The sequence below is a fragment of the Bradyrhizobium nanningense genome (assembly GCF_004114535.1).
In the GTDB taxonomy this organism is placed as follows: Bacteria; Pseudomonadota; Alphaproteobacteria; order Rhizobiales; family Xanthobacteraceae; genus Bradyrhizobium; species Bradyrhizobium nanningense.
Map to the genome: position 1 here is coordinate 70,850 of NZ_LBJC01000005.1, position 26,685 is coordinate 97,534.

A 26,685-nucleotide genomic window follows, 5' to 3' on the forward strand; every position below is an offset into this window, starting at 1 on the left:
GATTGCGGCTTATCACCGTCGCTCGCCTGCGACCATTGCGGATCGACGCATGGCACCTAAGTCCTGCGTAACAGCGGTGTGACCCTTTCGGTTGTGCCCGGGGCGGAATTCCGCTCTTTCGTCATCCGGGGCGCGTCCCTTGGCGCGAACCCGGAAATCCATTGGGCCGCGGGACCGCCGTGGGATGGATTCCGGGTTCACGACTTTGTCGCGCCCCGGAATGACGGCGGGTGGACCGGCGCACGGCCTATCCCCGCCGAATTAACGCAAAAAAGCCTGTGCATGGCTGGCCGGCGGTCCGAATTGCTTTGATTCGTCGCGCGGGCGTGCTATCGACCCGCGTCAACCCCACCGATGGGCTCCGATTCTCAAGGCGATGCCGCAAGGTACGCCGAGGGCGGCGCTCATCCATTAGCATTTGCGGCAAGGCCGCAGGAAGGAGTTGGCAAATGGCCACGGTGCAACTTCAGGGCATCCGCGAAGCCTTTACGTTCGACGACGTGCTGCTGAAGCCGGGCCTGTCGGACGTCATGCCGGGCGAGGTCGACATCCGCTCCCGCGTTACTCGCGCCATTCCGCTCAACATCCCGATCATGGCCTCGGCCATGGATACCGTCACCGAGGCGCGCATGGCGATCGCGATGGCGCAGGCCGGCGGCCTCGGCGTCATCCACCGCAATTTCGATCCCGAAGGGCAGGCCGCCCAGGTGCGGCAGGTCAAGCGTTACGAGTCGGGCATGGTGGTGAACCCGCTCACCATCAGCCCCGAGGCCTCGCTCGACGACGCGCTCAAGCTGATGAGCGATCACGGCATCTCCGGCATTCCCGTGGTTACCGGCGCCGGCAAGAGCACGCCCGGCAAGCTGGTCGGCATCCTCACCAACCGCGACGTCCGCTTTGCCACCGACCGCCGGCAAAAAGTCTCCGAGCTGATGACCCATGAAGGGCTCGTCACGGTGCGCGAGAATGTCAGCCAGGACGAAGCGCGGCGGATGCTGCATCAGCATCGCATCGAGAAGCTGCTCGTGGTCGACGAGCAATATCGCTGCGTCGGCCTGATCACCGTGAAGGACATGGAGAAGGCTGTTGCCCATCCGCTCGCCTGCAAGGATGCGCAGGGGCGCCTGCGCGTTGCCGCCGCCACCACCGTCGGTGACACCGGCTTCGAGCGTACCGAGCGGCTGATCGATGCCGGCGTCGACCTCGTCGTCGTCGACACCGCGCACGGCCATTCCCGTCACGTGCTGCATGCGGTGAACCGGATCAAGCGTCTCTCCAACTCCGTGCAGGTCGTCGCCGGCAACGTCGCCACCACCGAGGGCACGCAGGCGCTGATCGATGCCGGCGCGGATTGCATCAAGGTCGGCATCGGCCCGGGCTCGATCTGCACCACGCGCATCGTCGCCGGCGTCGGCGTTCCCCAGCTCACCGCGATCATGGACGCGGTGGAGGCGGCGAAGAAGGCCGATATCCCCGTCATCGCCGACGGCGGCATCAAGTTCTCCGGCGACCTCGCCAAGGCGCTCGCGGCCGGCGCCGACATCGCCATGGTCGGCTCGCTGCTCGCCGGTACCGACGAGACGCCGGGTGAGGTGTTCCTGTGGCAGGGCCGTTCCTACAAGGCCTATCGCGGCATGGGCTCGGTCGGCGCGATGGCGCGGGGGTCTGCCGACCGCTACTTCCAGCAGGACATCAAGGACACGCTCAAGCTCGTGCCCGAAGGCATCGAGGGCCAGGTGCCCTACAAGGGTGCGGTCGGCCACGTCATGCACCAGCTCGCCGGCGGCCTTCGCGCCGCAATGGGTTATGTCGGCGCGCGCGACATGAAGGAGCTGCACGACAAGGCCCAGTTCGTCCGCATCACCGGTGCGGGCCTGCGCGAAAGCCACGTCCACGACGTCACGATCACGCGCGAGAGCCCGAACTATCCGGGCGGGGGTTAGTCGCCGCTCTTTGACACGCGCGAGCGCGTGGACTTTGGCGCGCTTGCCTCAACAACGGTGTCATGCCCCGGCTTGACCGGGGCATCCAGTACGCCGCGGCCTCTCGGCTCAATCACGACTGTCTCTGGAATACTGGATCGCCCGATCAAGTCGGGCGATGACAGCGGGTGTGTGGCGTGCACGCGCCACAAACTCGTCATTGCGAGGAGCTCTTGCGACGAAGCAATCCAGACCTTTTTGGTTGACGCGACTGGATTGCTTCGCTTCGCTCGCAATGACAGAGAAAGTGGAGGAAGCCATGTCCCAAGATCAACGTAGCGCCAAACGCATCGTTCTCGCCGCGCGTCCCGTCGGCGAGCCCAAGCCGTCGGATTTCCGCTTGGAGGAATTCGCGGTGCCGACGCCGGGCGCGGGCGAAGTTCTGCTGCGCACGATCTGGCTGTCGCTCGATCCCTATATGCGCGGCCGCATGAGCGATGGTCCGTCTTATGCCGCACCGGTGCCAGTCGGCGGCGTGATGGAAGGCGAGGCGGTCAGCGAGGTCGCGGCGTCCAACAATCCTGATTTCGCGGTCGGCGACATCGTGCGCATTCGTTCCGGCTGGCAGACGCATGCGATCTCGAACGGCAAAGGTCTGATCAAGGTGGACCCCAAGCTCGGGCCGATCTCGACGTCCATCGGGGTGCTCGGCATGCCCGGCATGACCGCCTATACTGGCCTGCTCGACATCGGCAAGCCGCAAGCAGGCGAGACCGTCGTCGTTGCCGGCGCCTCCGGCGCGGTCGGCTCAGCCGTCGGCCAAATTGCCAAGATCAAGGGCGCACGCGCGGTCGGCATCGCCGGCGGCAAGGACAAGTGCGACTACGTCGTCAAGGAGCTCGGCTTCGATGCCTGCATCGATCACCGCGATCCTGATCTCGCGGCGAAGCTGAAGGACGCCTGCCCCAAAGGTATCGACGTCTATTTCGAGAATGTCGGCGGCGCCGTGTTCGAGGCGGTCTTCCCGTTGCTCAACCCGTTTGCCCGCGTACCGGTGTGCGGCCTGATCGCGCACTACAACGACACCGAGGCCAAGCCGCCCAAATGGGCCGCCAGCATGATGCGCGCGACGCTGACCAAGCGGCTGACCTTCCGCGGCTTCATCGTCTCCGACTTCGCTGCGCGCCATGGCGATTTCCTGCGCGACATGTCCGGCTGGGTTCGCGACGGCAAGGTCAAGTACAAGGAGTTCGTCACCGAGGGCCTGGAGAGCGCGCCCGGCGCCTTCATGGGCCTCTTGAAGGGCGCCAATTTCGGCAAGCAGCTGGTTCGGGTCGGGCCGGACAAGGCTTAGCTGCAAGGCCTGACCTGTCGCGTCCCGCCTCCCGCGGTGGGGCGAACATGGTTAATAAAGAGTGACCGATTGGCCACACCTGTTCCGCAAAAGCCGCAGGTGTGACCGCCGGTTCATTGACCCCACGACGAAGACGTTGAATCATCGCGCATATTTTGGGTGTTGCGATGTTAGAGATCAGTGTTTTCTGCGTTATCCTGCTGGCTGCCGGCTATTGGACGACCATGTTCGTCATGGGCCGTCGCGACGACGTCATCCATGGCAAGTTCGTCCATGTCGACGAGGAGGGCGATTTCACCCGTCCCGCGATGCCAGCGCCGCCGCCGCCGTTCCCGAAGCGCCCGGTCAAGGCCGCGCAATCTGCCAGGCAACCGCCTGACAATGATCTCGCGGCCAAGCCGGTGAACAGCGAGGCGCTGCAATCCCTGCTCGCCGCGATCCAGCAGGACCTCAAGAGCATCGCCTGAACTGATCGGCCTGCGCTAGTGCTCGCCGCCCATCTGGGCGAGGAGCTCCTCGATGTCGACATCGACCTGGCCTGCGGCCCTGACGTGGCGCACCTCGAAACTGTCGGGCCGGAACCAATACTCGACCAGGCCGACTTCCTTGATCGCGATCCTGTCCTGCCGCGCATCATTGATCACGAAGCCGGCCGACGGTGCCCAGACATGGCGGGTGTGACGCCAGGTGAAATCGCGGCGCTGGTGCACGTGGCCGCTGGTGATGAGCCGCAGGTCGATGCCCGCAAACATCTCGATCAGCCGTGCCCGCGCCGGCTGCGGCACGTAGCGGATCGAGGTCTCCGGCGTCTCGGGATCGTCGGGCCGGTTGAGAAATAGCGGCTTGTGCAGGAACAGCGCCACCGGCCTGCCGTTGGTGCGAGCGAGCTCGAAGCTCAGCCAGTCGAATTGCTCGGCCTCGAAGGCGAGCCCTGAATTCATCACCAGAGAATTGAGGCCGATGAAACGCCAGCCCGCGGCCTCGAATGCCCAATGATCTTCGCCGATGATGTCACAGAACTGGCGGCGGTGCGCTTCGCTGACCGGCGGCTTCGGCGCCGGCCCGATCGCGGTCGGATTATCGCCGATGTCGTGATTGCCGGGGATGTAGCGGCAGGCGACGGGCAGGGCATCGTGCAGGCCTTTAGCGAAAACCATATCGTCGCGGCCGGTCGGCCCGTCGAAAGAGACGTCGCCGGTGTTGACGACGAGATCGGGCCTGTCAGCGTCGATGTGCTCGCAAACGCGATGGAAGTTGGCGACGAGGCCAGGGAAGCGCCGGCCGAGATGGGTGTCGGAAATCTGGGTCAGGCGAAATTCGGACATGCGATCAACTTACCCGTTGCCGCACGTCGGAACGATGACGGCGCCGGCATGGATCGCAGCGAACAAAGTTTAAAGCACGCGGTAGCGGATCGTGTAGGCGTCCTGCGGCGCGATGGGACCTGCGAGCGGCGAGGCGATGCGGTCGGCGAGGTGCCAGGGGCCGAACTCGCCGGTGCGATGCGGTTCGGCGGGCAGGCGAAGACGGAACTCGAACGTGCCCTTGCCCGGCAGGTTCACGACGAGCATGCGGTCCACGGTGCGATGGTTGAGCGCGACCGCGCCGCGCAACAGCGCGCGGCCCTCGGCGAGGTCGCGCACGCCGTCAATCAGCGCCAGGATCTGGTTGCGGTCGGTGTGCAGCTCGATCTGGCTGTCGGTCATCGCCGTCAGCATCTCTCGGGGCATGCGGATCTCGAACTCGACGGCGGGCCTGGAGGGATTGAGACCGAGGTAGGCGAGGGCTGCATGGCGCATGTCGTAGGCAGCGAAGGCGAACAGGGTGACCGCGGCGAGCGCCGCAAGGCCATGCCGGACGATGTCGCGCCAGGTGCGGTAGCTCAGGCGGAAGTACACCGTCATGGCCAGCGCGACCGCGAGCGCCATCGCGATACCCGACAGTGCCGACATCAGGATACCGAGCTGGCCGTCGGCGGATTCGGTCCAGAGGCTGGACAGGGTGGTCATGGCGCCATCTCGCCTTGGGCTTCCGACAGGGGCCGAAATCGCTTTAACTATCGGTGGTTGGTCGCAAGATCGGGAAGGCCGGTTCAACTCGTTGATTGTCAGGACGAGGAGTGGCGGCTAATGGACGGGTCCGGCGGTCTTCGCCGGATGGGAAAGTTCCGATGTCGGTTCAAATGGTCTTGCTGCCGGTCTTCGTCCAGATCGGGCTCACCTTCGCTCTGCTGATCGGCATGGTTTTCGCGCGCCGCAAGACGCTGGTCTCGGGCGAGACCAAGATCCGCGACATTGCGCTGGGCGAGCCGAACTGGCCGAAGGGCGCGACACAAATCGCCAATTGCTACCGCAACCAGTTCGAGCTGCCGGTGCTGTTCTACGTCCTGATCGCGCTGGCATTGCCCTTGCGCCGCGCCGATCTTTTCATCGTGCTGATGTCCTGGGTGTTCGTGGTGACGCGCTTTGCCCATGCCGGGGTGTTCGTCTCCTCGAACGATCTCGGCCGGCGCTCCACGGTCTGGCTCGCCGGCGTGCTGGTGCTGCTGGCGATGTGGATCTACTTCGCCCTGAAGCTCTTGTTGCTGATCTAGGCGCTCGCCGCCGATGCTGATCTGAAAGATCGAGAATGACCCCCGCTGCCCGGCTGTCCGCAGCCATCGAACTGATCGACACCATCGAGAAGGACCGCGTGCCCGCGGCCAAGGCGCTGAAGGAGTGGGGCACCGCGCACCGCTTCGCCGGTTCCGGCGACCGCGCCGCCATCGCCGGCCTCGTCTGGGACGTGCTGCGCCGCTACGCCTCGAGCGCGTTCCTGATGGATTCCGATACCGCGCGTGCGCGGCTGATCGGCATGCTCCGGCTCGAGCGCGACATGGACGCGGCGACGATGGGCGCCTTGTTCGACGGCAGCCGCTTCGCGCCGGCGCCGCTGACCGAGGCCGAAGAGGCCGCGCTCGCCTCGCGGTCCCTCGAGGGTGCGCCGGCCGCAATCGCCGGCGACTATCCCGAATGGCTGGATCCGCACCTTGCAAAAGTGTTCGGCGAGGACCGTGCGGCGGAAGCGGCCGCGATGGCGAGCCGGGCGCCGCTCGACCTGCGCGTCAACACGCTAAAATCCAATCGCGACAAGGTGCTGAAGGCGCTTTCTCATCTTCATGCGAAACCGACGCCTTGGTCCGCAACGGGCTTGCGCATCGAGCTTTCGGCCGATGCGCGCAACCCCGGCATCCAGGCGGAAGAGGATTTCATCAAGGGCGCCATTGAAGTGCAGGATGAGGGATCGCAGCTTGCGGCCCAATTCACCGGCGCAAAACCCGGCGAGCAGGTGATCGACCTCTGCGCGGGCGCCGGCGGCAAGACGCTGGCGCTCGCGGCTCTGATGCAGGGCAAGGGCCGGCTGATCGCGACCGACCGCGACAAGCGCCAGCTGGCGCCGATCCACGAACGGCTGTCGCGCGCCGGCGTCCACAATGCCGATGTTCGCACCCCCAAGGGCGAGGCCGATCCGCTGGCCGACATCCGCGCCTCGGCCGATCTGGTCGTGATCGACGCGCCCTGCACGGGAACTGGAACCTGGCGCCGCAACCCCGACGCGAAATGGCGCATGCGCCCCGGCGCGCTCGAGATTCGCCTGCGCGACCAGATCGAGGCGCTCGCGCGTGCGGTTCCGCTGGTGAAGCCGGGCGGCCGCATCGCCTACATCACCTGCTCGGTGCTGTCGGAAGAGAACGGTGAGCAGGTGAGGGCCTTCGTCGCGCGCCATGGCGAGTTTGCGATCGTGCCGCCCGAGCAGACCGCCAGCGTGCTCTGGGACAAGGCGGAGGCATTTGCGGAGGCCGCGCTGCGATCGGACGAAGGCTGGCTGATGACGCCGCGGCGGACCGGAACGGACGGGTTTTTCGTCTCAGTTCTGAAAAAGGTCTCGTAGGGTGGGCAAAGGCGCAAAGCGCCGTGCCCACGATTTTGCCCGTTGTTGAAATGCGTGGGCACGCTTCGCTTTGCCCATCCTATGAGACCGCCCTTGACGCGACGGCCCGTTCCAGCCCCCCAAAAACAAAAGCCCCGCGAACCGGATCCCGGTCGCGGGGCCTTTTAACTCTGACGTTCTGCCGGTTCGTCCGCGGTCAGAACGTTGCGCGGGCGTTAGCCGACGCGGAGATTGTCAGCCGACGACTTGCCGCTGCGGCGGTCGGCGACGATGTCGAACGAGACCTTCTGACCCTCGTTGAGGGAGGAGAGGCCAGCGCGCTCGACGGCGCTGATGTGCACGAACACGTCCTTCTGGCCGTCGTCCGGCTGGATGAAACCATAACCCTTTTGGGTGTTGAACCACTTCACGGTGCCCATAGCCATGGGAATTTCCTTTAGTTAGTTAGAGAGAGTACGCACGTGGACCGGTACGCAGCATTGCGCCCATAGCCCTGTTCAGTCGATGTTTGGAGAAGTCATCTGAAGCGTGCGCGCCCGTCAGCAACGAGGCGAAGCGGCCCAGTCGTTCGGCCAAGTATCGATGATCACAATATAGCGAGAATTTGGGGCCAGTTCAAGGCACCACCCGTGGCCCGGGACGTGGCACGAGTTTTCTATTTTGCGGTGCAAAGTAACCGTCCAGGCGATGTCAGTCCACGATGAAGAGCGTCGCCCCGGTTGCGGTCGAGGACCGGTGCGCGGCATCGCCGAAATCCGAGACCTGGTAGCTCATCCCCGCCGTCAGCTTGAATCTGCGCCCGTCGCGCAACTCAGAGTCGAGCTCGCCCTTGAGGACATAGAGCACGTGGCCGCGATCGCACCAATGGTCGGCCAAATAGCCCGGCGAATATTCCACCATCCGCACCCGGAGATCGCCGATATTCAGCGTGCGCCACTTGGCCTCGCCGGTCTCACCAGGATGCGTCGTCGCCTCGACCTTGCTCCAGTCGGTGATGGTGAAGGGGGAGGCGGGGAGCTTCATGGCGGGGGGTCCTGTCTCGAGAGCCGGCAGTGCTGTTGTTAGCGCAGCCGCGTGCCGCCGTCATTGCAAGGAGCACTTGCGACGAAGCAATCCAGAGCATGTCCGGGGCGGCAGCCTGGATTGCTTCGCTGCGCTCGCAATGACGCTTGTGGAAGCAGCGCGCTCCCTATCGAACCGTCACCCTGAGGTGGCCGCTTCTTCAGCGGCCCTCGAAGGGCGCCGGCCCGGCTGCGTCCGGGCCGTGCATCCTTCGAGGCTCCTGCAAATGGTTCGCCGAGCCCTGCACAATCAGCCCCTTTTCGTTCACCCGCAGATATTCGCAGATCTTCCTAGCCCGCTCGTTGGCGTAGAACACCACCACGCTATCCGGGCTGACGAACAGATCGATCAGCGTGAAATGCAGCTCTGGCAACAACCCGAGCGCTTTGCCCCAATAGGCGCGTAAAGCGTCCTTGCCGCGCACGGTGCCGCTGGCATCGAACCCGAGCATCGGAATGCGGTCCGAAGTCATGACAGCCGCCTCGTCGTAGAGCGTGAGCACGCGTTCGAGATCGCGCGCATTCCAGGCCTCGACCCAGGCCCGGCCGAGCGCGGCGAGCGTAGATGGCTGATGATGCGAAGACATGGCAGGCGAAGACATGGCAGGCGAAGACATGGCGTTCTCCCTGATCGTTTGAGAGTGGGGCATAATAGGTCAATAATACTTACCTATATCGGTTTGTCCATGCCCAAAGAAGCATGTGGGCGCTCCAGCCTGCGCGGTTGCGGGCAGGGCCGCGCCAGCGTATTTGCTGGCCATGACAGCAGCACAGAACGACCGCTCCGCGTCGACGCCCTCCGTGGCCTCGGCGCATGACAAGATTCTCATCGTCGACTTCGGCAGCCAGGTGACGCAGCTGATCGCGCGCCGCGTGCGCGAGGACGGCGTCTATTGCGAGATCGTCCCGTTCAACAAGGCAGAAAGCGCCTTCAAGGAGATGAAGCCGAAGGCGGTGATCCTCTCCGGCGGCCCTGAATCGGTGCACGAGGCCGGCTCGCCCCGCGCCCCGCAATTGATCTTCGATTCCGGCGTGCCGGTGATGGGCATCTGCTACGGCCAGATGACCATGGCCGCGCAGCTCGGCGGCGAGGTCGAGGGTGGCCATCACCGCGAGTTTGGCCGCGCCGATGTCGAGGTCAAGGCTGAGAGCCAGCTGTTCGCGGAGGTCTGGTCGTCAGGCAGCAAGAACCAGGTCTGGATGAGCCACGGTGACCGCATCACCAAGATGCCGCCGGGCTTTTCCGTCGCTGGCACCTCGCCGAATGCGCCGTTCGCGATCATCCAGGACGAGAAGCGCAAATATTACGGCCTGATGTTCCACCCCGAAGTGGTGCACACGCCCGACGGCGCGAAACTCATCCGCAACTTCGTCCGCAAGATCGCCGGCCTTTCCGGCGACTGGACCATGCGCGCCTTCCGCGAGGAGGAGATCGCAAAGATCCGCCAGCAAGTCGGCAAGGGCAAGGTGATCTGCGGCCTTTCCGGCGGCGTCGATTCCGCGGTCGCGGCCGTGTTGATCCACGAGGCGATCGGTGACCAGCTCACCTGCGTCTTCGTCGATCACGGCCTGCTGCGCCTCGACGAAGCCAAGACGGTGGTCGACCTGTTTCGCCACCACTACAACATCCCGCTGGTGCACGTGGATGCCTCCAAGCAATTTCTCGGCGAGCTCGAAGGCGTCACCGACCCCGAAACCAAGCGCAAGACCATCGGCCGCCTCTTCATCGAGGTGTTCGAGGCTGAGGCCAAGAAGATCGGCGGCGCCGATTTCCTGGCGCAAGGCACGCTCTACCCGGATGTGATCGAGAGCGTCTCCTTCACCGGCGGACCTTCAGTCACCATCAAGTCGCACCACAATGTCGGCGGACTCCCTGCGCGCATGAACATGAAGCTCGTCGAGCCCTTGCGCGAGCTGTTCAAGGACGAGGTCCGCAAGCTCGGCCGCGAGCTCGGCCTCCCCGAAATCTTCGTCGGCCGCCACCCGTTCCCGGGTCCCGGCCTTGCCATCCGCTGCCCCGGCGACATCACCAGGGACAAGCTCGACATCCTGCGCAAAGCGGACGCCGTCTACATCGACCAGATCCGCAGGCACGGCCTCTACGACGAGATCTGGCAGGCCTTTGCGGTGCTGCTCCCGGTGAAGACGGTCGGCGTCATGGGCGACGGCCGCACGTATGATTATGTCGTGGGCCTCCGCGCCGTCACCTCGACCGACGGCATGACCGCGGACTTCTACCAGTTCGACATGAAGTTCCTGGGTGAGACCGCGACGCGCATCATCAACGAGGTGAAGGGCGTGAACCGGGTGGTGTACGATGTGACGAGCAAGCCGCCCGGGACGATCGAGTGGGAGTGACGGATACAAACGGCGGCAATAGCGCAGTTTCGACGACTGTTTAGTACACTTTATTCGGCATCCAGGTGGGACGCTAAAGCATGTCGTGCTCAAAAAACCGCTGCATACTTTTGTGCAGGATGCGTTAGATGCTTAGCCTAGGAATTCCCATCTGCCGCCATCGCATCGGCGTTGTACCGGTCCATTCCTTGAAAGCACGATAGAAGGAATTCACATCTCGATATCCCAGGAGCCAGGCAATCTCCTCGACCCTGATCGCTGGGTCCGTCACCAGTTGCATGCCGAGTTCATGGCGTGCGTCGTCGAGAATAGACCGGAACGACGTTCCCTCCTCAGTGATGCGGCGCTGCAGCGTCCGCTTGCTCATGCCCAGATCGCGCCCGACATCAACCACTTCGGGACGACCGCTCGGCAAGGCGCGCTTTAGCACCGACTTGACCTGCTCGACGAAGCTGCTTCCCCCCTCCCGTTCGCGCATCGCCTCCGAAAGCGCTGGCATCAGCATCTGCAATAATTCGGGATTGTGGCTGATGAACGGGCGGTCAAGATCGACCGATGCCAGGACAAGCCGGTTTTTGGACGCCCCAAAACGGATTGGACAACCAAAGAAGGCGTCGTGGAGATCGGTGGATGGTCCAGCACGCTCGAACTCGACTGCGATTGGAGCAAGAGGCTGCCCCGTTCCCCGCCGCCCCAGCTCGATCAACATCGCGAAGCTCGCATCGACTGCAAGAGCCGGCTCCGGTTCCGTGCCCGGCGGCCACTCAATCGTGAAAACGGCGCGGCCGTTTCCCTCCTCGCAGTGCAGTTCATCGGGGCTGCAAAGCCGCTTGAACCGTACGAGCCGTGCTAGGCCATCGCGATAGTTCTCCGCATACGAAGCGGCGATGAAAGCGAGCATGTGGGTTGCAGTGCTGGTCTCGCGAACCATCTTGATGCCAAAGCCCGCATCTCCGGACAGCGCTTCGATGGCTCGCCAAATCGCGAAAAGCTGCGCTGTGGTGATGGTCGCCTCGGAATCGTGATGAAGGGTCACGGGAAGGCGCGATTGCCTCAGCACAGCCGTCGGGCGCAGGCCTTGAAGCTCGACGGCGCGCCAGAAAGCCTGGGGTAGCGCGCAACGATCCGCGCGAATGTCCTTCATCACTATCCTACTCAACGGGGGCAGCCTTCAGTTGGCGGCTACCGGAGCTCCGATCCCGCCGATCATACCCAATGAACGACAGGAACGCGGCCGCTGCCGTGGTCCGGGTCTGCCGAAACGACACTCGATCACCTTGGCGCATTTCGCAAGTAACTTGGCACTCTATGCCGATGCGACCGCGCGTTTCGATCTCTACCTTCACTCCATGAGCTTTGCGAACCGGCCGAGTATCCGGCCATCGCAAGCAGGCCGAAATCCAGTTTTCAGGAGATAGACTATGTCGCTGACATTCTACACCAATCCCAATTCCCGCGGCCGCATCGTTCAATGGATGCTCGAAGAGGTAGGGTGCGCCTACGACACCGTTCTCCTCGACTACGAGCGCTCCAGCGCGGCGGACCGATGGGGCGGCGCGGCGCTTGCGCGCCCGGACGAGGCTTCCAGCCGACGCGGCCGCTTTTTCACCGAAGTGAATCCGATGGGCAAGGTACCCGCGATCGTCCACGACGGCCGGGTAGTCACCGAGAGCGCCGCTATCGTCGCGTACCTCGCTGAGACCTTCCCGAGTGCGGGATTGGCGCCGACCTCGGACGAGCGGGCGGACTACTACCGGTGGATGTTTTTCGCGGCAGGACCGCTGGAACAGGCTGTGACCAATCATCGGGCTGGTTTCGTTCCCGCGCCCGAGCAGGAGTTCTTTTTCGGGTACGGCAGCTACGAACGTACCGTCAACGAACTCGAGCGCGCAGTGAGCTCGAAGCCCTTCATCGCTGGAAATCGGTTCACGGCAGCCGACGTCTACGTCGGATCGCATATCGGCTGGGGCCTTGGGCTCCAGACACTCCCGAAGCGCGACGCGTTCTTGGAATATCTCGGCAGAATCACACAGCGGGACGGCTTCCGAAGGGCTGCCGCAAAGAGCGAGACGGCAGCCGCTGCCTAGATGTGGCTGCGTCACGCCTCGAAATATCCCGCCGTGACCAAGTCGGCGAGGAGGCCGGGTTCTCGCGGGGGCCAACCCAGGCGCACGCGGGTGCGCCCGACCGAGGACGGAACGTCAGCTCGCCGTCATGCGAACCAACAGAAGTGCCGCCCCGCCGCCTCCGGCGGGACGGCGGCCGGATATGTTGGATGTTGGAGACCAACGCCGACGGTACTTTTGGCCCCATTGGCGGCGCGAACATCAGAGCCGGGAATGGCGGGCTGAGAGCCGATAGTTGTCGATAGATGGACCGCGGAGATCGCCGAAAATTCTTCAACGAGATAGGAGAGGATGCGCAAGCGAATTGGAGGCCAGCGATAGCAGCCGATAGAAATCGAGCGACGCGGCTCCGCAGGCCGTAGAAGGCTAGGCCAACCGTCGGCTGGCCGTGATCACCAATGTCAAGGCAACCACATTCGCATTAGCCGGTTTACTTTCCATAGTGAAAGGAACGGACCATGGCATCCATCCGATATATTGTGACAGACATTGACAGTTCGGTCGTGTTCTATCGCGATAGACTCGAGTTCAAGGTTGACATGCACAACCCTGGCAAGTTCGCAGCGCTCATTCGCGATGATCTCACGCTTTATCTTAGCGCTCCGGGGGCAGGCAGTGGGGGAACTGCTGGCGGCAAACCAGAGTCCGGCGGATGGAACCGATTCATGATCATCACGAAAGACATAGACGCCCTCGTCGGACGGTTGAACGATGCTGGTGCCAAATTCAGAGGAGAAATCAGCGAGGCGGGAGCTGGTCGCGCCAGACTTCTGGAAGATCCATCGGGCAATCTGGTTGAACTGTTTGAGTTCAAGAAGAAATGAGCGGCGCACAAATGATCGACAACGACGTTCATGCACTCCGCAAGAGCGACTTCAGCTGAGGGAGCTGCCCTCCTGGCTCGCTGACAGTCGGATGTCCGTGGTCACCCGTTTGCCATCTCCTGCAGACCGCTGTGCGCGATGGAGCTGCAAGCACATCCTCATTGCATCGCTTGTTGTCTGACGGTCGGGAAATCTGTCGTGGCGCTGAGATGCGCCCAGATCTCAAGTTCCTTTTCTTCGGCTTCGAACGTGGCACGGACGTGGTCGAGCGCCATACTTCCCAACGCTAGTCGCAGGGGTGGGTTCTCGGCCGCAACGACCTGTATGATCGCCTGCGCGGCGCGGGCGGGATCGCCAGGCTGCTTACCGTCCAGTTGCTTGAGCGTCTGTCGCACTCTTCCAACGCTGGCGTCGTATTCCTTCATAGGGCGCGCCCATTTGGCCGACCCGCTGCCGAGAAAGCGCGTGCGAAACGGCTCCGGCTCGAGGATGGTGACCTTGATCCCGAGAGGCGCGACTTCGCCGGGTCGTGCCACTTGTGGAAGACTTGATGGGTATCGCTTCGCTCCATCCATCCTGCGGCTACATCTGGCTCATCCGCGTACCGGATTGAAGACCCTGATCCCCGCAAAGTCCTTTTCGTTATCCGTCACCACGACACAGTCGTTTGTCTCGGCGACGGCGGCGATGATCATGTCGAGCGCGCTTCGCGGTCTTCCTGCTGTCTTGCCTTCGGCCATCAGTCGCGCCCAGACGAGTCCCGCCTTGTCGTCGAAGGAAAGAATGCGGCTCGCAAAAAGCGCCTGCGGCCGTCGCGTGCAGAAGGGACAGGCGTTCAACGGCGATGGCCCAGTACGTGCCGGATACGACAGGAGTGCTCAAGAAAGTCCGATCGCGCCGCAGAACTGGTGTGCGGCGCTGACATCTGAGTGTCCTGGTCTCTAGGCGATCGTCTTTAAATAGAGGCTCGAATCAAAGTATTTGCTCGCGGGCGTGAAGTCCTTGATGCCAGCGTTGGCCATGAAAAAGTCTGTCGATTGCTGCAGCCAGTTCGTGACCGTTCCGTCCGAGTACATACGTTTCCAATCCTTGGACGTGAACATCTTCTGGGCTCCGAACGACTCGTTGATGTCCGCGAGAGGCGTCTGGCTGTAGTGGCCCTTCTGCAATTTCTCCATTGCCTCGGTGCTGTTCGCGACGATGTAGTCATTCGCATCGGCCCAGCCGCGGATCAACTTCGCCAGCGTCTCCTTGTTGGGCTCGTAATAGTCGTTGGCCGCCGCCCAACCGCCGATGATCGCGGCTTTTGGATAGAAGGCAGAAGCGTCGGCAAGCTTGACCGCGCCCGGCACCTTATCGCGAACCGTGACGTTGAAGGGCACCCAGAGCGCGACGGCCGGCACTGCGCCGGAAATGAAGGCGGTTACGGCGGCAGGCATGGTCTGGTTGACGAGCTCGACCTCCTTGGGATCGACCTTGTTGGCGCGAAGCGTGGTATCGAGGAACACATGCGCTGTGGTGCCGGTCGCGGTCGCGATGCGCTTGCCTTTCAAGTCCTCGAACGACTTGATGCCTTGATCGCCGCGAACCCAGAGCTGCGCGGTCGCGACCTCGATGTCGTTGATCAGGAACACCTTGCCCTGGCCGCGGGCCGGGAAGTTCGACAGCACGGCTCCGGTGGCCAGTACGTCGAGGCTGCCGCCGATCAGCGCCTGGAAGATCTCAAGGCCGGTGTTGAACTGCCGCAACTCGAGATCGAGGCCCTGCTTTTCGAAGGAGCCGCGATCCATGCCGGTCCAGATCTGGCCGTCAACGGCGACGGTGTGAAGATAGCCGACGCGAACTTTTGTCTTGGCTTGCGCGATCGCCGGTGCCGTGAAGGTGCCGAGCGCAAGGCCTGCCGTCGTGGTCAGAAATTGCCGCCGATCCATAGGTCGTCCTCCGTTTTGTCTATTATTCCGAGAATGAGACCGGACGCATCTGCGCCTGCTGGGCACGATATTCGTCCATCACGAGCTGTCTGATGTGGCTTCGAAGTTCGCCGAATTCAGGCCGCTCCTGGACCGATTCATCGCGCGGATACGGGAACGGAACGTCGATGATTTCCCTGATCCGCGCCGGTCGCGCCGTCACCACCACGATGCGGGAGGCGAGGTAGATCGCTTCTTCCACGGAATGGGTGATCAGCATGACCGTCTTGCCTTCAGTCTCCAGCACCTTGAGCAGGAGGTTCTGCATGTTGGAGCGCGTCTGGGCGTCGAGCGCGCCGAACGGCTCGTCCATCAACAGGAATTGCGGCTTGACCGCGTAGGCCCGTGCGATCGCGAGCCGCTGGCGCATGCCGCCGGACAGATGTTTGGGATAGGAGTTGGCGAAGTCGGACAGGCCCATCAGGCCAAGATAGTGATCGCAGATCGCCTCGCGCTCCGCGGCCGGAACGTGATTGGCCCTAAGCGTCAGGCCGAAGGCGATGTTCTGCTTCACCGTCAACCACGGGAACACGCCATATTCCTGGAAGATGACGCCGCGCTCGGGGCCGGGCCCGGCGACGGGACGCCCGTCGAACAGGACTTTTCCCGTCGTCGGCTTCTGGAAACCGGCGAGCATGCTCATCATCGTGGTCTTGCCGCAGCCGGACGGGCCGATCACCGCAATGAAGTCGCCGTCGTTGATGTCGTAGCTGACGTCCTCGACGACGTTGAGGCGGCCTTTCGGTGTACCAAAAGACAGCGAGACCTTGTCGAACTGTGCGCGCTTGGTCATGCGATGGCCCGATCCTGCCAGACCAGCAACCGGGCCGTGATCCTGCGCAGGATCAAATCCATGATCAGCGCGATCAGGCCGATGCAGATGATGCCGACATAGATCACGTCGAGCAGGAAATAGGTCGAGGCATTCTGGATCATGGCGCCGAGCCCGCGCTGCGCCGCGATCAGCTCGGATGCGACCAGCGTCGCCCAGGCCACGCCCAACGCCACGCGCAGCGCTGTGAGGATGTGCGGGACGGTGAGGGGAATGATGACCTTGCGAAAGATCTCGGCCTGGTTGGCTCCGAGCGTCTGCGCCACGCGGATGTAGAGCGGCGTGATTTGCGACACGCCCTCATACATCACGATCACGCCGGAGAAGAACGAGGCGTAGAACAAAATAACGAGCTTTGCCAGCTCGTCGACGCCGAAATAGACGATCACCAGAGGGATCAGTGCGATCGGCGGCAGCGCGCGAAAGAAGTTGATCATGGGGTCGGCGAAGGTGCGGGCGGGGCGATACCACCCGAGCAGAAATCCGACCGGCACGGCGACGAGAATACCGAGCGCGACGCCAAGGAACACGCGCCGGGTCGACGCGAAGATGTCGATCAGCAGGCCTTCTTTGGTGAGAAGCTCGAAGAATTTCGCGGCGACCTGGTGCGGCGCTGGGATCAGCGAGGTGTTGACGAAGCCGCTCCAGCGCACGGCGTACCAGAGCAGGATTGCGCCGATCCACGGTATCAATCCGAGACCAAAGCGTCTCAGGCCAGCTCCGTTCATTCGACGCGTCCACCCAGATTGCGGTTGATGTTTTCAGAGGTCATATTATAAATAGGATGACCATACAAGTGGCGCCTTTGGTCGTAGGCGTCGCAGGCTTTCCCGCATGACATCGCCGCCTTTCACCATCCGAAGTGTCCAGGCCTTTGGCTATCGCTATCCGCTGACGATTCCGGTTATCACGTCCTTCGGGCGGATGAAGGATCGGCCCGCTGTCTTCGTTCGCGTTGAAGATACCGACGGACATATCGGCTGGGGCGAAGTGTGGTGCAATTTTCCGGCACCAGGCGCCGAACATCGTGTTCGGCTCGTCAACGAGGTGCTTGCGCCGGCTCTCGTCGGATTCAATGCGCTCGATCCGTCCGCTGTGTTCGAGCATATGACGCAGGGAACCTCGGTGCTCGCGCTACAATCCGGAGAAGCCGGCCCGTTTGCGCAGTCGATCGCCGGCATCGATCTTGCCGTCTGGGATCTCTACGCGCGCCGGCAGAACGTCGCGCTGTGGAAGCTGCTCGGCGGGGCTAGGCGCATGATCAAGGTCTATGCCAGCGGCATCAATCCGGTCGGGTCCGAGCGGACGGCCGAAGCGGCCCTGGGCCGCGGCTACCGCGCTCTGAAGCTGAAGATCGGCTTCGATCCGGCAACTGACCGCGCCAATCTCGCCGCGCTGCGCCGTCTTGTGGGCGAAAGCCTGCTTGCTGCCGACGTCAACCAGGGCTGGGCCATTGCGCAGGCGCTCGAACTTGCGCCGCGCCTGGAGCGCTTCGGTCTCGCGTGGCTCGAGGAGCCGATCCCTGCGGACCGCCCCCGGCAGGAATGGAAGCAGTTGCACGAGACAGTTCGCTTTCCGCTCGCAGCCGGCGAGAACATCGCGAGCCACGCCGGCTTTGCCGAGGTGCTGGGTGAGCCGGTTCTCAGTGTCGTCCAGCCCGATATCGCCAAATGGGGCGGGGTGTCGGCTTGCGCAGGCATTGCCCGTGACATCCTGGCGTCGGGAAAGATGTTCTGTCCGCACTATCTCGGTGCCGGCATCGGCCTTCTGGCATCCGCGCATCTTCTCGCCGGTGTCGGCGGCGACGGGCTACTCGAAGTCGATTGCAACGAGAACCCGCTGCGCGACCGCTTCTGCGGTCCGGTGCTCGATGTCCGCGACGGCATGATCGCGCTCAGCGACGAGGCCGGCCTCGGCATCACGCCCGATCTCGCCTCCATCGAACAATACCGGACGATCTGATGTCGGCACGCGGCTACGACTACATCATCGTCGGCGCGGGCTCGGCCGGCTGCGTCGTTGCGAACCGGTTGTCGGCCGATCCGTCCTGCCGCGTCCTCCTGTTGGAGGCCGGCGGATCGGATCGGAATTTCTGGCTGAAACTTCCGGTCGGTTACTACCGGACCATCTACAACGAGCGATTCTCGCGCCTGTTCAAAACCGAGCCCTCGGAAGGGAGCGGCGGTCGCGCCATCGTCTGGCCGCGGGGCCGCGTGCTCGGCGGCTCATCGTCGATCAACGGGCTGATCTTCATCCGAGGCCAGCACGAGGACTTTGACGATTGGGAACGCCTTGGCGCGGATGGCTGGAGCTATCGCGAACTCCTGCCGTATTTTCGGCGCTACGAACGCTACCGCGGCGGCGAGAGCCAGTTTCACGGCGGGCTCGGGGAGTTCGAGGTGTCCGATCTCCGCAACGACAATCCGGCCTCGAAGGCCTGGGTCGAGGCGGGTGTGCAGTTCGGCCTGCCGCGCAATCCCGACTTCAACGGCGCCACGACGCTGGGCGTCGGCACCTACCAACTCGGCATCGGGCGGCACTGGCGGACCAGTTCCGCCTCTGCGTTTCTGCGCCCCGTCGCCGGCCGTCCCAACCTCACCATCATCACCCACGCGCAGGTCAGCAGGGTCGTTTTCAACGGTCGCGCCGCGAGCGGCGTCGAGTGGATCAGCAAGGGGCAGGTCCACAGCGCGACGGCTGATCGTGAGATCATCCTGTCCGGTGGCGCGCTGCAGTCGCCGCAGATCCTCCAGTTGTCCGGCGTCGGTCCGGCCGACCTGCTGCGCAAGCTCGGCATTCCCGTCGTTGCAGATTCTCCTGATGTCGGCGCCAATCTCCAGGACCATTATCAGGCCCGGCTGATCGTTCGCCTGAAGCAGCGAATGTCGCTCAACGATCAGGTCCGCAATCCCGTCGAACTCGCGAAGATGGGCTTGCAGTGGATGCTGGTGGGCAGCGGCCCGCTAACGGTAGGCGCAGGGCAAGTAGGTGGCGCCGCCTGCACCGAATACGCCGTCGGCGGCCGGCCCGACGTGCAGTTCAACGTGATGCCGCTCTCGGTCGACAAGCCTGGCGAGCCCCTGCACAGCTATTCCGGATTCACCGCCTCGGTCTGGCAGTGCCATGGAAAGTCACGTGGACGGCTTGCGATCAGCTCGACCGATCCGTTCGAGCAGCCGCGGATCGTCCCGAACTATCTCGCCGAGGAGATCGACCGCAAGACCATCGTTGCGGGTCTGAAGATTCTGCGCGAGATCTATCAGCAGAAGGCGTTTCGTCCGCTCTGGGATATCGAGATGGTACCGGGTGAGGCGGCGAGGGATGATGCCGGCCTGTGGGATTTTGCGCGCAATACCGGCGGCACGGTGTTTCACTGTGTCGGGACCTGTCGGATGGGCCGGGACGCGCAGGCCGTGCTCGATCCGCAGCTGCGCGTGCGCGGCGTCGAGCGGCTGCGCGTGATCGATGCCTCGGTGATGCCGCAGATCACCTCGGCCAACACAAATGCGACCAGTCTGATGATCGGCGAACGTGGTGCCGCGCTGGTCATGGCATGATGGCGCGGCCCTGAATTCGTGAGGACGAGATGGAATTGAGTTCCGACAGTCACGTCCCGAAATACGCGCAGATTGCCGACATCTTCCGGCAGCGGATCGCGCGCGGCGTCTGGGCCCAGGGGTTTCGTCTGCCGGCCAACGAGGAGCTGGCGGCCGAATTCGGCGTGTCGCGCGTCACGATCAGACAGGCGGTCGAGCTGCTCGCCCGCGACGGCGTGATCGAGGCGCAGCAGGGCCGCGGCACCTTCGTCACGGGGACGGTGCGGCAGGATCGCTGGCTCAAGGTCGAGACCACGCTATCCGATCTCGCCGACATGTACCGCGACACCTCGCCCGAGATCATCAACATCTCTGAAAGCCGCAGCGATGCGCCGCTGCTTCCCGAGGACGGCAAGCCGGCCGAAAAGTACGTCTTCATGCGTCGGCTGCATTCGCGACAGAAGCAGCCATACTGCGTCATCTCCATCTATCTCGACGAGAAGATCTTCCGCAGATCGCCGAAACGCTTTCGCAACGAGACCGTGATCCCGATCCTTAGCGATCTCAGGGATCCCGCCATCGCCAGCGCGCGCCAGACCCTGACGATTGGTACTGCGGATATCGAAGCGGCGCGGCTGTTGCGCGTCCCCCTGAACTCGCCGGTGGCCGAGGTCCGCCGTATCTTCACGACCCAGGACCGCACCGTGATCTATCTCGGCGAAGTCACCTATCGCGGCGACTTCGTGCGGATCGATATGGATCTGCGGCCGTAAAGCCATTCCGCTCTAGGTGTGGCCAAGACGCTCGAAATCTGCGCGAGCGTCGCGGGCTGTATGGATCAGACCGCCATACCCGTCGGCGATCGGCTGAAACGCTCCAGGCAATTGGTCATCGATGACGAGATGGTGGCAGTCGTCGAGATGGCCGCCTCGAACCGTCGCATTGCGCCCAAACTTGGTGATGTCGGCCACGAGCACGATTGTTCGCGAGTTGGCGGCGATGGATTGCCGTGCTTTGACTTCATCGACATGGAAATCGAGCAGCGTGCCGTCCTGATCAATCCCGCCGACGCCGAATATCCCGAAATCGGCGCGGAAGCCCGAGAAGAAGCGTACCGCGGCCTCGCCAATGATATCGCGGTCGAGTGGCCGCAGCGTGCCGCCCGCGATGCTGATCTCCACCTCGGGATTGTGCGCGAACGCCGCGGCGACGTTCAGGCTGTTGGTGATCACCCGCAGGTCCCGTCGGCGGGACAGTGCCTGCGCTACATATTCGGGCGTGGTGCCGAGCCCGATCATCAGCGACGTCCCGTCGGGGATGAGTTTGGCGGTCGCGTGCGCGATCCGCCGCTTGGCGTCGGCGTTCAACCTGTGCCTGCTGCCGTAGGCGAGGTTCTGGTTCTGGACGGGGAGGCTGACGCCGCCATGCACACGCCGGAGCAGTCCCTGATCGCAGAGCGCATTCACAAGGCGGCGAATGGTCTGCTGGGTGACGTCGAAACGCCCCGCAAGCTGCTCGATGGAGGCGAAGCCTTGCTCGCGCACGATCTCCAGTATGTGGGCCTGACGTGTCGTGGCGCTATTGAGCATGGGCCCTCCGTTCTATCGAAAGTATCATTTGAACGACCAAGACGCAATTTTCTGTTTCACATGGTGTCATGTTATGTTCATATGAACATAATAGTCAGCCGCGCTGATGAATGCGCGGGGATCGAGGGAGGGACGCAATGGTCCGGTCTGCCGGCGGTGACCGGCTTTGCGGTGCTCCGTTGGAGCGAGCCGCAGCCAGCGCGCGTAGCCGCATCATGCTGAGAGCGAACCGGCCATGTCGGCGATCACGCTGAGCCATGTCTCGAAATCCTGGGGCGCGATGCGCGCCGTCGATGACGTCAGCCTGACCGCGGACGAGGGCTCGCTGCTGGTGCTGCTGGGACCGTCCGGCTGCGGCAAGTCGACCACGCTGCGGCTGATCGCCGGCCTCGAGGATGCCGATGGCGGCGCGATCGCGATCGGCGGCGTCGACGTCACTCACCTGACGCCGGCGCAGCGGAAGATCTCCATGGTCTTCCAATCCTATGCGCTGTTTCCGCATTTGAGCGTGGCCGAGAACATCGTCTTCGGTCTGCGCGTGCGGCGCGTGTCGCGCGCCGAGCGCGACGCCCGGCTCCGTCGCGTCGCCGACATCGTCGGTCTGGCGCATCTGCTTGAGCGCAAGCCGGCGCAATTGTCCGGGGGCCAGCGCCAGCGCGTCGCGCTGGGGCGCGCCATCATCGCGGAGGCGAGGGTCTGCCTCATGGATGAGCCGCTGTCCAATCTGGACGCCAAGCTGCGGCACGAAATGCGAACGGAAATCCGCGCGCTGCAACAACGCCTCGGCATGACCATGGTCTATGTGACCCACGATCAGACGGAAGCCATGACCATGGCGGACCGCGTCGTGTTGATGCGCGATGGCCGCATCGAGCAGAACGGCTCACCGGAAGAGCTCTATAACCGACCGGCAACGGCGTTCACGGCGCGGTTCATCGGCACCCCGCCGATGAATCTGGTGCGTCAGGGCGATCATCTCATCGGTATCCGGCCCGAGCACATCCGCATCGTGACTGGCGGAGATCATGCTGCGCGGGTCAAGGCTGTCGAGCATCTCGGGGCCGACAGCATCGTGCTGTGCGAGATCGATGGTCAGCCGATCTCGGTTCGATCAGATGGTTTCAGCAAGGTTCAGCCCGGTGAGGATGTCCGGCTGGCGTGGGAGGCCGGACACGAGCATCGGTTCGATCCGGTTTCGGAACGCCGATTGGAGGCTTCGGTCCAGGACGGCCGGCTGGCGACATCCGTCGGATAGCAGCGGCGGTTTCAGGTGGTCGGCGGTTAACAAGGGAGAGAGAGATGTTTGCGCGACGAACGATGTTGATGGCAGCCGCACTTGCCGTGCTCTCGATGGGGGCACGTCCCGCCGCCGCGGTGGATCTGACGATGTACTATCCGGTCGCGGTCGGCGGTCCCGTCACCAAGATCATAGACGATATGGTCTCGCGCTTCGAGAAGGACAATCCGGACATCAAGGTGACGGCGGTCTATGCCGGCAACTACACGGATACGATGACCAAGGCGATGACCGCCATGAAGGGCGGGCAGCCGCCGCAACTGTCGGTATTGCTGTCGACCGACGTGTTCACGTTGATGGACGAGAACGCCATCGTGCCGTTTGACGGCCTCGTCAGCGACAAGGCCTGGTTCAAGGAGTTCTATCCCGCGTTCATGGCGAACGGGCAGATCGACGGCAAGACCTGGAGCGTGCCGTTCCAGCGTTCGACCATTGTGCTGTACTGGAACAAGGACGCTTTCAAGGAGGCCGGCCTCGATCCCGAGAAGGCGCCGGCGTCCTGGGACGACATGGTCGAGATGTCGAAGAAGCTGGTCAAGAAGGATGGCGCCAACACGACGCGCTGGGGCGTCGAAATTCCCTCGACCGGTTATGCCTACTGGATGCTGCAGGCGCTGGCGATCGAGAACGGCCAGAAGATGATGAACGAGCCTGGCAACGAGGTCTATCTGACCGCTCCGAAGACCGTTGCCGCCCTCGAGTACTGGGTCGATCTCTCGCGCAAGCACAACGTCGCGCCGGCCGGCAGCATCGACTGGGCGACGCTGCGCACCGATTTCCTCGAAGGCAAGACCGCGATGATGTGGCACACCACCGGCAATCTGACGGCGGTCAAGGATGCCGCGAAATTCCAGTTCGGCGTGGCCATGCTGCCGGCCAAGGAGCGGCGCGGATCGCCGACCGGCGGCGGCAATTTCTACATCTTCAAGAGCGCATCTCCCGAGCAGCAGAAGGCAGCGGTCAAGTTCGTTCAATGGATGACGGCTCCGGAACGTGCGGCGGAATGGAGCATGAAGACCGGCTACGTGGCGGTGTCGCCGGCCGCCTACAAGACGCCGGCGATGGAGACCTACGCCAAGAGCTTCCCGCAGGCCATTGTCGCGCGCGATCAGCTGGAGCATGCGGTGCCGGAGCTCTCCGTCCACGAGAACGGCCGCATCTACAAGTTCGTCGGTGATGCCGTGCAGGCCGCGATCACGGGCGCGCAGAAGCCGCAGGAGGCGCTGGCCGCCGCGCAAGCGCAGTCCGACCGCGTCTTGCGGGCCTACAAATAGGGACGTGGCGGGATGGCGGATCGCCGCCATCTCGCCGGCTCACGAATGACCGACCACGCCGCCTCATCGCCGATTGTGTCGCGCCGCGCCGGATCGCAGGCGTGGTGGAATGCCGTGAATGCGTGGCTTTTGCTGTTGCCGGCCGCGGTCCTGCTGATCGCGTTCACGCATTTTCCGATCCTGGCGACGATCCGGCATTCGCTGTTCATCACGCGCCGGAACGGCACGGAAGCCTTCGTCGGCCTCGACAGCTATCGGGCCATGGCGGCTGATCCGATCTTCTGGAAGGCGCTGGGCAATAATTTCTGGTTTGCACTCGGCACGATCCCGACTTCGATTGCCCTGGCCCTGGTGATGGCGGTCTGGGTCAATCGCAACATGCGCGGTCGCGGCTTTCTGCGACTGGCCTACTTCACGCCGACCGTGCTGCCGATGATTGCCGTCGCCAACGTCTGGCTGTTCTTCTACACGCCGGATTATGGGCTGCTTGATCAGCTTCGCGGTCTCTTCGGCCTCGCCGGCTGGAACTGGCTCGGCGATCCCTCGACGGTGATGGGCTGCCTGATCGTCATGGTGATCTGGAAGGAAGCCGGCTTCTTCATGATCTTCTATCTGGCGGCGCTGCAGCAGCTCTCGCCGGACCTCGAAGAAGCCGCCTCCATTGAAGGCGCAAGCCGATGGTACACGTTCCGCCGCATCACGTTCCCGCTGCTGATGCCGACCACGCTGTTCGTGGTGATCAATGCGGTCATCAACTCGTTCAAGCTGGTGGATCATCTGGTCATCATGACCAAGGGCGGTCCGAACAACGCCAGCACGCTGCTGCTCTATTACATCTATGAGGTCGCCTTCACCTTCCAGGATTCCTCCTATGCGGCAACGCTCACCGTGGTGCTTTTGACGCTCCTGAGCGGGATCGCGCTGCTCAAGTTCGGCTATCTCGATCGCAGGATCCACTACCAATGAGGGGCCGGACCCACCCCGTCGAGGCCGTCGCAGCATGGCTTCTGGCTCTGATCTGGCTGGCCCCATTGGCCTATGCCTTCTGGAGCGCGCTGCATCCGGCCGCCTACGCCACGTCGTTCAGCCTGTCCGCCCCCTGGACGTTCGAGAATTTTGCCCGGGCCTGGAGGCAGGCGCCATTTGCCCGGTACTATCTCAACACGGTCGTGCTGGTGACGCTGATCCTGGTCGGCCAGCTCATCCTGTCGACGCTGGCCGCCTATGCCTTTGCGCGCTTCAAGTTCAGAGGCAGCGGCATCGCCTTCGCCCTGGTGCTGCTCCAGCTGATGATCATGCCGGACGTCCTGATCGTCGAGAACTACCGCGCGATCGCCAGGCTGGGATTGCTCGACACGATTCCCGCCATCGCGCTGCCCTATCTCGCGAGCGCCTTTGGCATCTTCCTGCTGCGGCAGACCTTCAAGAGCGTGCCTCAGGAGTTGGTCGAAGCCGCCCGCGTCGAGGGAGCGGGCCCGCTCGGAATCCTTTGGCGGGTCTATGTCCCGCTGGCCCGCCCCACCTATGTCGCCTTCGGGCTCGTCTCGGTCAGCTATCACTGGAACAACTTCCTGTGGCCGTTGATCGTCACGAACTCGGTGGAGGCGCGGCCGCTCACAGTGGGTCTTGCCGTGTTCGGCGCCCCTGAGACCGGCGTGGATTGGTCGGTGATCACGGCGGCGACCGTGATGACGATGGCGCCGCTGCTGATCGCGTTTCTGCTATTCCAGCGCCAGTTCGTTCAGTCGTTCATGCGGGCAGGTATCCGGTAATGAAGCTTGTCACCTGGAACATACAGTGCGGAAGAGGTTGCGACGGCGTCACCGATCTGCCGAGGATCGTTGCCGTCGCCCGGCAGACGCTCGACGCCGACGTGTTCTGCTTCCAGGAAGTGAGCGCCAATTTTTCGAGACTCGGCGATGGCGCGGACCAGAGCGCGCAGCTCGCAGCCCTGCTGCCCGGCTACTCCGCCATATTCCGGCCGGCCATCGAAACGCTAGATCGAGACGGCAGCCTCCACCGCTTCGGCAACATGACGCTGTCGCGGTTGCCGGTGTTGCAGATCGCCAATCACCTGCTGCCGTGGCCGGGCGCAGCCGGGGTGCGCAGCATGCGCCGTCACGCGCTGGAGGTGACGGTTCAGGCCTCGTTTGGCGCGATCCGCATCGTCAATACGCATCTGGAGTTTCATTCGGCCGCTCAACGCGAGGCGCAGATCGTGCGGTTGCTGGATCTGCAACAGGACGCGTCGGAGAGCCCCAGGCAGGCCGGCTCCCGGCACGATGGGCCATATGAAAGCCAGATTGTTGCTGCGTCGAGCCTGATGTGCGGCGATTTCAATTTTGACGTCACAGACCCCCAGCATGCCTTGATCGACCATTCCGACCGTCCCGGTCTGAATTATCGGGATGCATGGACCGCCGATCGTCCTGGCCGCCCGCGCGTGCCGACCTGCGGCATCTACGACCGTGCGCAATGGGCCGACGGGCCCGACTGTCGCGACTTCATTTTCGTAACCGAAGATTTGATCAGTCACGTTCGCAGCATCGACGTCAACGAGGCGACCGACGCTTCGGATCACCAACCTGTTGCGATCGAACTGGCGGAATAGA

Annotated in this window: 27 protein-coding genes and 1 pseudogene; 16 read left to right on the forward strand and 12 right to left on the reverse strand. The window is 63.4% G+C overall.

Going from position 1 to position 26,685, the window contains the following annotated elements; all coding sequences use genetic code 11:
• Nucleotides 1–449: 449 nt before the first annotated feature.
• The 3 genes from guaB (at nt 450) to XH84_RS02040 (ending at nt 3,743) form a co-directional block, all read left to right on the forward strand.
• Nucleotides 450–1,943: an IMP dehydrogenase gene (gene guaB, locus XH84_RS02025; RefSeq protein ID WP_128917669.1), complete on the forward strand. Its 1,494-nt coding sequence runs from the start codon at nt 450–452 to the stop codon at nt 1,941–1,943.
• A gap of 298 nt (nt 1,944–2,241) precedes the next feature.
• On the forward strand, nt 2,242–3,276 hold the full coding sequence (locus XH84_RS02035) for an NADP-dependent oxidoreductase (RefSeq protein ID WP_164936010.1): 1,035 nt from the start codon (nt 2,242–2,244) through the stop codon (nt 3,274–3,276).
• Between the two features lie 167 nt (nt 3,277–3,443).
• Nucleotides 3,444–3,743 carry a hypothetical protein gene (locus tag XH84_RS02040; protein WP_128917667.1) on the forward strand — a complete coding sequence of 100 codons (300 nt, stop codon included), beginning with the start codon at nt 3,444–3,446 and terminating at the stop codon, nt 3,741–3,743.
• 15 nt (nt 3,744–3,758) lie between these two features.
• Here XH84_RS02040 and XH84_RS02045 read toward each other — a convergent pair whose 3' ends face one another.
• Nucleotides 3,759–4,601 (reverse strand): metallophosphoesterase family protein, encoded by an 843-nt coding sequence (locus tag XH84_RS02045; protein WP_128917666.1) that lies wholly within the window; start codon nt 4,599–4,601, stop codon nt 3,759–3,761.
• Between the two features lie 69 nt (nt 4,602–4,670).
• On the reverse strand, nt 4,671–5,285 hold the full coding sequence (locus XH84_RS02050) for an acriflavin resistance protein (RefSeq protein WP_128917665.1): 615 nt from the start codon (nt 5,283–5,285) through the stop codon (nt 4,671–4,673).
• A 161-nt stretch (nt 5,286–5,446) separates the two neighbouring features.
• On the opposite strand from XH84_RS02050, the gene XH84_RS02055 reads away from it, so the two are divergent.
• Nucleotides 5,447–5,869 (forward strand): MAPEG family protein, encoded by a 423-nt coding sequence (locus XH84_RS02055; protein WP_128917664.1) that lies wholly within the window; start codon nt 5,447–5,449, stop codon nt 5,867–5,869.
• A gap of 35 nt (nt 5,870–5,904) precedes the next feature.
• On the forward strand, nt 5,905–7,206 hold the full coding sequence (locus tag XH84_RS02060) for an RsmB/NOP family class I SAM-dependent RNA methyltransferase (RefSeq protein WP_128917663.1): 1,302 nt from the start codon (nt 5,905–5,907) through the stop codon (nt 7,204–7,206).
• A 215-nt stretch (nt 7,207–7,421) separates the two neighbouring features.
• On the opposite strand, the gene XH84_RS02065 is transcribed toward XH84_RS02060, so the two are convergent.
• The 3 genes from XH84_RS02065 to XH84_RS02075 form a co-directional block, all read right to left on the reverse strand.
• The gene (locus XH84_RS02065) at nt 7,422–7,631 is read right to left on the reverse strand and encodes a cold-shock protein (RefSeq protein WP_008141931.1); all 210 of its coding nucleotides are present in this window, start codon (nt 7,629–7,631) and stop codon (nt 7,422–7,424) included.
• A gap of 265 nt (nt 7,632–7,896) precedes the next feature.
• Nucleotides 7,897–8,229, reverse strand: coding sequence for a DHCW motif cupin fold protein (locus tag XH84_RS02070; protein ID WP_128917662.1), 333 nt, complete (start codon nt 8,227–8,229; stop codon nt 7,897–7,899).
• 199 nt (nt 8,230–8,428) lie between these two features.
• Nucleotides 8,429–8,854, reverse strand: coding sequence for a nuclear transport factor 2 family protein (locus tag XH84_RS02075; RefSeq protein ID WP_128917751.1), 426 nt, complete (start codon nt 8,852–8,854; stop codon nt 8,429–8,431).
• 172 nt (nt 8,855–9,026) lie between these two features.
• Between XH84_RS02075 and guaA the strand changes: the two genes are divergently transcribed.
• Entirely contained in the window at nt 9,027–10,625 is a 1,599-nt protein-coding gene (gene guaA / locus XH84_RS02080; RefSeq protein WP_164936009.1) for a glutamine-hydrolyzing GMP synthase, read from the forward strand.
• Between the two features lie 124 nt (nt 10,626–10,749).
• Here guaA and XH84_RS02085 read toward each other — a convergent pair whose 3' ends face one another.
• Nucleotides 10,750–11,769, reverse strand: a complete 1,020-nt coding sequence (locus XH84_RS02085) for an AraC family transcriptional regulator (protein ID WP_128917660.1) — start codon at nt 11,767–11,769, stop codon at nt 10,750–10,752.
• Between the two features lie 277 nt (nt 11,770–12,046).
• On the opposite strand from XH84_RS02085, the gene XH84_RS02090 reads away from it, so the two are divergent.
• Both XH84_RS02090 and XH84_RS02095 read left to right on the forward strand, forming a co-directional pair.
• Entirely contained in the window at nt 12,047–12,712 is a 666-nt protein-coding gene (locus XH84_RS02090; protein ID WP_128917659.1) for a glutathione S-transferase family protein, read from the forward strand.
• 497 nt (nt 12,713–13,209) lie between these two features.
• The gene (locus XH84_RS02095) at nt 13,210–13,575 is read left to right on the forward strand and encodes a VOC family protein (RefSeq protein ID WP_128917658.1); all 366 of its coding nucleotides are present in this window, start codon (nt 13,210–13,212) and stop codon (nt 13,573–13,575) included.
• 158 nt (nt 13,576–13,733) lie between these two features.
• Here the strand turns inward: XH84_RS02095 and XH84_RS02100 are convergent, their stop codons facing one another.
• From XH84_RS02100 to XH84_RS02120, 5 genes and pseudogenes are all read right to left on the reverse strand, one after another.
• On the reverse strand, nt 13,734–14,000 hold the full coding sequence (locus XH84_RS02100; protein WP_128917657.1) for a Rossmann-fold NAD(P)-binding domain-containing protein: 267 nt from the start codon (nt 13,998–14,000) through the stop codon (nt 13,734–13,736).
• Nucleotides 14,001–14,168: 168 nt separating this feature from the next.
• Nucleotides 14,169–14,384, reverse strand: a pseudogene (locus tag XH84_RS02105) (PIN domain-containing protein); the annotation flags it as partial.
• A gap of 132 nt (nt 14,385–14,516) precedes the next feature.
• On the reverse strand, nt 14,517–15,506 hold the full coding sequence (locus tag XH84_RS02110) for an ABC transporter substrate-binding protein (protein ID WP_128917656.1): 990 nt from the start codon (nt 15,504–15,506) through the stop codon (nt 14,517–14,519).
• Between the two features lie 22 nt (nt 15,507–15,528).
• The gene (locus XH84_RS02115) at nt 15,529–16,338 is read right to left on the reverse strand and encodes an ABC transporter ATP-binding protein (protein ID WP_128917655.1); all 810 of its coding nucleotides are present in this window, start codon (nt 16,336–16,338) and stop codon (nt 15,529–15,531) included.
• Nucleotides 16,335–17,105: an ABC transporter permease gene (locus XH84_RS02120; protein ID WP_128917654.1), complete on the reverse strand. Its 771-nt coding sequence runs from the start codon at nt 17,103–17,105 to the stop codon at nt 16,335–16,337. The genes XH84_RS02115 and XH84_RS02120 overlap by 4 nt, the downstream gene beginning before the upstream one ends.
• A gap of 106 nt (nt 17,106–17,211) precedes the next feature.
• Here XH84_RS02120 and XH84_RS02125 point away from each other — a divergent pair, with 106 nt between their 5' ends.
• The 3 genes from XH84_RS02125 to XH84_RS02135 are packed head-to-tail and all read left to right on the forward strand — an operon-like array spanning nt 17,212 to nt 20,686.
• Nucleotides 17,212–18,339, forward strand: a complete 1,128-nt coding sequence (locus XH84_RS02125) for a mandelate racemase/muconate lactonizing enzyme family protein (RefSeq protein WP_128917653.1) — start codon at nt 17,212–17,214, stop codon at nt 18,337–18,339.
• Nucleotides 18,339–19,934, forward strand: a complete 1,596-nt coding sequence (locus XH84_RS02130) for a GMC family oxidoreductase (RefSeq protein WP_128917652.1) — start codon at nt 18,339–18,341, stop codon at nt 19,932–19,934. The genes XH84_RS02125 and XH84_RS02130 overlap by 1 nt, the downstream gene beginning before the upstream one ends.
• Before the next feature lie 29 nt (nt 19,935–19,963).
• Nucleotides 19,964–20,686 carry a GntR family transcriptional regulator gene (locus XH84_RS02135; RefSeq protein WP_128917651.1) on the forward strand — a complete coding sequence of 241 codons (723 nt, stop codon included), beginning with the start codon at nt 19,964–19,966 and terminating at the stop codon, nt 20,684–20,686.
• A 12-nt stretch (nt 20,687–20,698) separates the two neighbouring features.
• On the opposite strand, the gene XH84_RS02140 is transcribed toward XH84_RS02135, so the two are convergent.
• Entirely contained in the window at nt 20,699–21,502 is an 804-nt protein-coding gene (locus tag XH84_RS02140; protein ID WP_128917650.1) for a DeoR/GlpR family DNA-binding transcription regulator, read from the reverse strand.
• Between the two features lie 235 nt (nt 21,503–21,737).
• On the opposite strand from XH84_RS02140, the gene XH84_RS02145 reads away from it, so the two are divergent.
• The 5 genes from XH84_RS02145 to XH84_RS02165 all read left to right on the forward strand — a co-directional run bounded on the left by XH84_RS02145 (nt 21,738) and on the right by XH84_RS02165 (nt 26,684).
• On the forward strand, nt 21,738–22,757 hold the full coding sequence (locus tag XH84_RS02145; protein WP_128917649.1) for an ABC transporter ATP-binding protein: 1,020 nt from the start codon (nt 21,738–21,740) through the stop codon (nt 22,755–22,757).
• Nucleotides 22,758–22,819: 62 nt separating this feature from the next.
• Nucleotides 22,820–24,073 (forward strand): ABC transporter substrate-binding protein, encoded by a 1,254-nt coding sequence (locus tag XH84_RS02150; protein WP_128917750.1) that lies wholly within the window; start codon nt 22,820–22,822, stop codon nt 24,071–24,073.
• Nucleotides 24,074–24,118: 45 nt separating this feature from the next.
• A complete protein-coding gene (locus XH84_RS02155; RefSeq protein WP_128917749.1) occupies nt 24,119–25,039 on the forward strand; it encodes a carbohydrate ABC transporter permease in 921 nt (306 codons plus the stop codon).
• Nucleotides 25,036–25,845: a carbohydrate ABC transporter permease gene (locus XH84_RS02160; RefSeq protein ID WP_128917648.1), complete on the forward strand. Its 810-nt coding sequence runs from the start codon at nt 25,036–25,038 to the stop codon at nt 25,843–25,845. Before XH84_RS02155 ends, XH84_RS02160 begins: the two co-directional genes overlap by 4 nt.
• Complete coding sequence (locus XH84_RS02165; protein WP_245471582.1) at nt 25,734–26,684, forward strand: endonuclease/exonuclease/phosphatase family protein; 951 nt, start codon at nt 25,734–25,736, stop codon at nt 26,682–26,684. Before XH84_RS02160 ends, XH84_RS02165 begins: the two co-directional genes overlap by 112 nt.
• The last annotated feature ends 1 nt before the right edge of the window (nt 26,685 follow it).

Excerpts from the sequence above, each read along its gene's own strand:
- guaB (WP_128917669.1), top strand. The coding sequence starts at position 450 with ATGGCCACGGTGCAACTTCAGGGCATCCGCGAAGCCTTTACGTTCGAC.
- XH84_RS02035 (WP_164936010.1), top strand. The coding sequence starts at position 2,242 with ATGTCCCAAGATCAACGTAGCGCCAAACGCATCGTTCTCGCCGCGCGT.
- XH84_RS02040 (WP_128917667.1), top strand. The coding sequence starts at position 3,444 with ATGTTAGAGATCAGTGTTTTCTGCGTTATCCTGCTGGCTGCCGGCTAT.
- XH84_RS02045 (WP_128917666.1), bottom strand. The coding sequence starts at position 4,601 with ATGTCCGAATTTCGCCTGACCCAGATTTCCGACACCCATCTCGGCCGG.
- XH84_RS02050 (WP_128917665.1), bottom strand. The coding sequence starts at position 5,285 with ATGACCACCCTGTCCAGCCTCTGGACCGAATCCGCCGACGGCCAGCTC.
- XH84_RS02055 (WP_128917664.1), top strand. The coding sequence starts at position 5,447 with ATGTCGGTTCAAATGGTCTTGCTGCCGGTCTTCGTCCAGATCGGGCTC.
- XH84_RS02060 (WP_128917663.1), top strand. The coding sequence starts at position 5,905 with ATGACCCCCGCTGCCCGGCTGTCCGCAGCCATCGAACTGATCGACACC.
- XH84_RS02065 (WP_008141931.1), bottom strand. The coding sequence starts at position 7,631 with ATGGCTATGGGCACCGTGAAGTGGTTCAACACCCAAAAGGGTTATGGT.
- XH84_RS02070 (WP_128917662.1), bottom strand. The coding sequence starts at position 8,229 with ATGAAGCTCCCCGCCTCCCCCTTCACCATCACCGACTGGAGCAAGGTC.
- XH84_RS02075 (WP_128917751.1), bottom strand. The coding sequence starts at position 8,854 with ATGTCTTCGCATCATCAGCCATCTACGCTCGCCGCGCTCGGCCGGGCC.
- guaA (WP_164936009.1), top strand. The coding sequence starts at position 9,027 with ATGACAGCAGCACAGAACGACCGCTCCGCGTCGACGCCCTCCGTGGCC.
- XH84_RS02085 (WP_128917660.1), bottom strand. The coding sequence starts at position 11,769 with ATGAAGGACATTCGCGCGGATCGTTGCGCGCTACCCCAGGCTTTCTGG.
- XH84_RS02090 (WP_128917659.1), top strand. The coding sequence starts at position 12,047 with ATGTCGCTGACATTCTACACCAATCCCAATTCCCGCGGCCGCATCGTT.
- XH84_RS02095 (WP_128917658.1), top strand. The coding sequence starts at position 13,210 with ATGGCATCCATCCGATATATTGTGACAGACATTGACAGTTCGGTCGTG.
- XH84_RS02100 (WP_128917657.1), bottom strand. The coding sequence starts at position 14,000 with ATGAAGGAATACGACGCCAGCGTTGGAAGAGTGCGACAGACGCTCAAG.
- XH84_RS02110 (WP_128917656.1), bottom strand. The coding sequence starts at position 15,506 with ATGGATCGGCGGCAATTTCTGACCACGACGGCAGGCCTTGCGCTCGGC.
- XH84_RS02115 (WP_128917655.1), bottom strand. The coding sequence starts at position 16,338 with ATGACCAAGCGCGCACAGTTCGACAAGGTCTCGCTGTCTTTTGGTACA.
- XH84_RS02120 (WP_128917654.1), bottom strand. The coding sequence starts at position 17,105 with ATGAACGGAGCTGGCCTGAGACGCTTTGGTCTCGGATTGATACCGTGG.
- XH84_RS02125 (WP_128917653.1), top strand. The coding sequence starts at position 17,212 with ATGACATCGCCGCCTTTCACCATCCGAAGTGTCCAGGCCTTTGGCTAT.
- XH84_RS02130 (WP_128917652.1), top strand. The coding sequence starts at position 18,339 with ATGTCGGCACGCGGCTACGACTACATCATCGTCGGCGCGGGCTCGGCC.
- XH84_RS02135 (WP_128917651.1), top strand. The coding sequence starts at position 19,964 with ATGGAATTGAGTTCCGACAGTCACGTCCCGAAATACGCGCAGATTGCC.
- XH84_RS02140 (WP_128917650.1), bottom strand. The coding sequence starts at position 21,502 with ATGCTCAATAGCGCCACGACACGTCAGGCCCACATACTGGAGATCGTG.
- XH84_RS02145 (WP_128917649.1), top strand. The coding sequence starts at position 21,738 with ATGTCGGCGATCACGCTGAGCCATGTCTCGAAATCCTGGGGCGCGATG.
- XH84_RS02150 (WP_128917750.1), top strand. The coding sequence starts at position 22,820 with ATGTTGATGGCAGCCGCACTTGCCGTGCTCTCGATGGGGGCACGTCCC.
- XH84_RS02155 (WP_128917749.1), top strand. The coding sequence starts at position 24,119 with ATGACCGACCACGCCGCCTCATCGCCGATTGTGTCGCGCCGCGCCGGA.
- XH84_RS02160 (WP_128917648.1), top strand. The coding sequence starts at position 25,036 with ATGAGGGGCCGGACCCACCCCGTCGAGGCCGTCGCAGCATGGCTTCTG.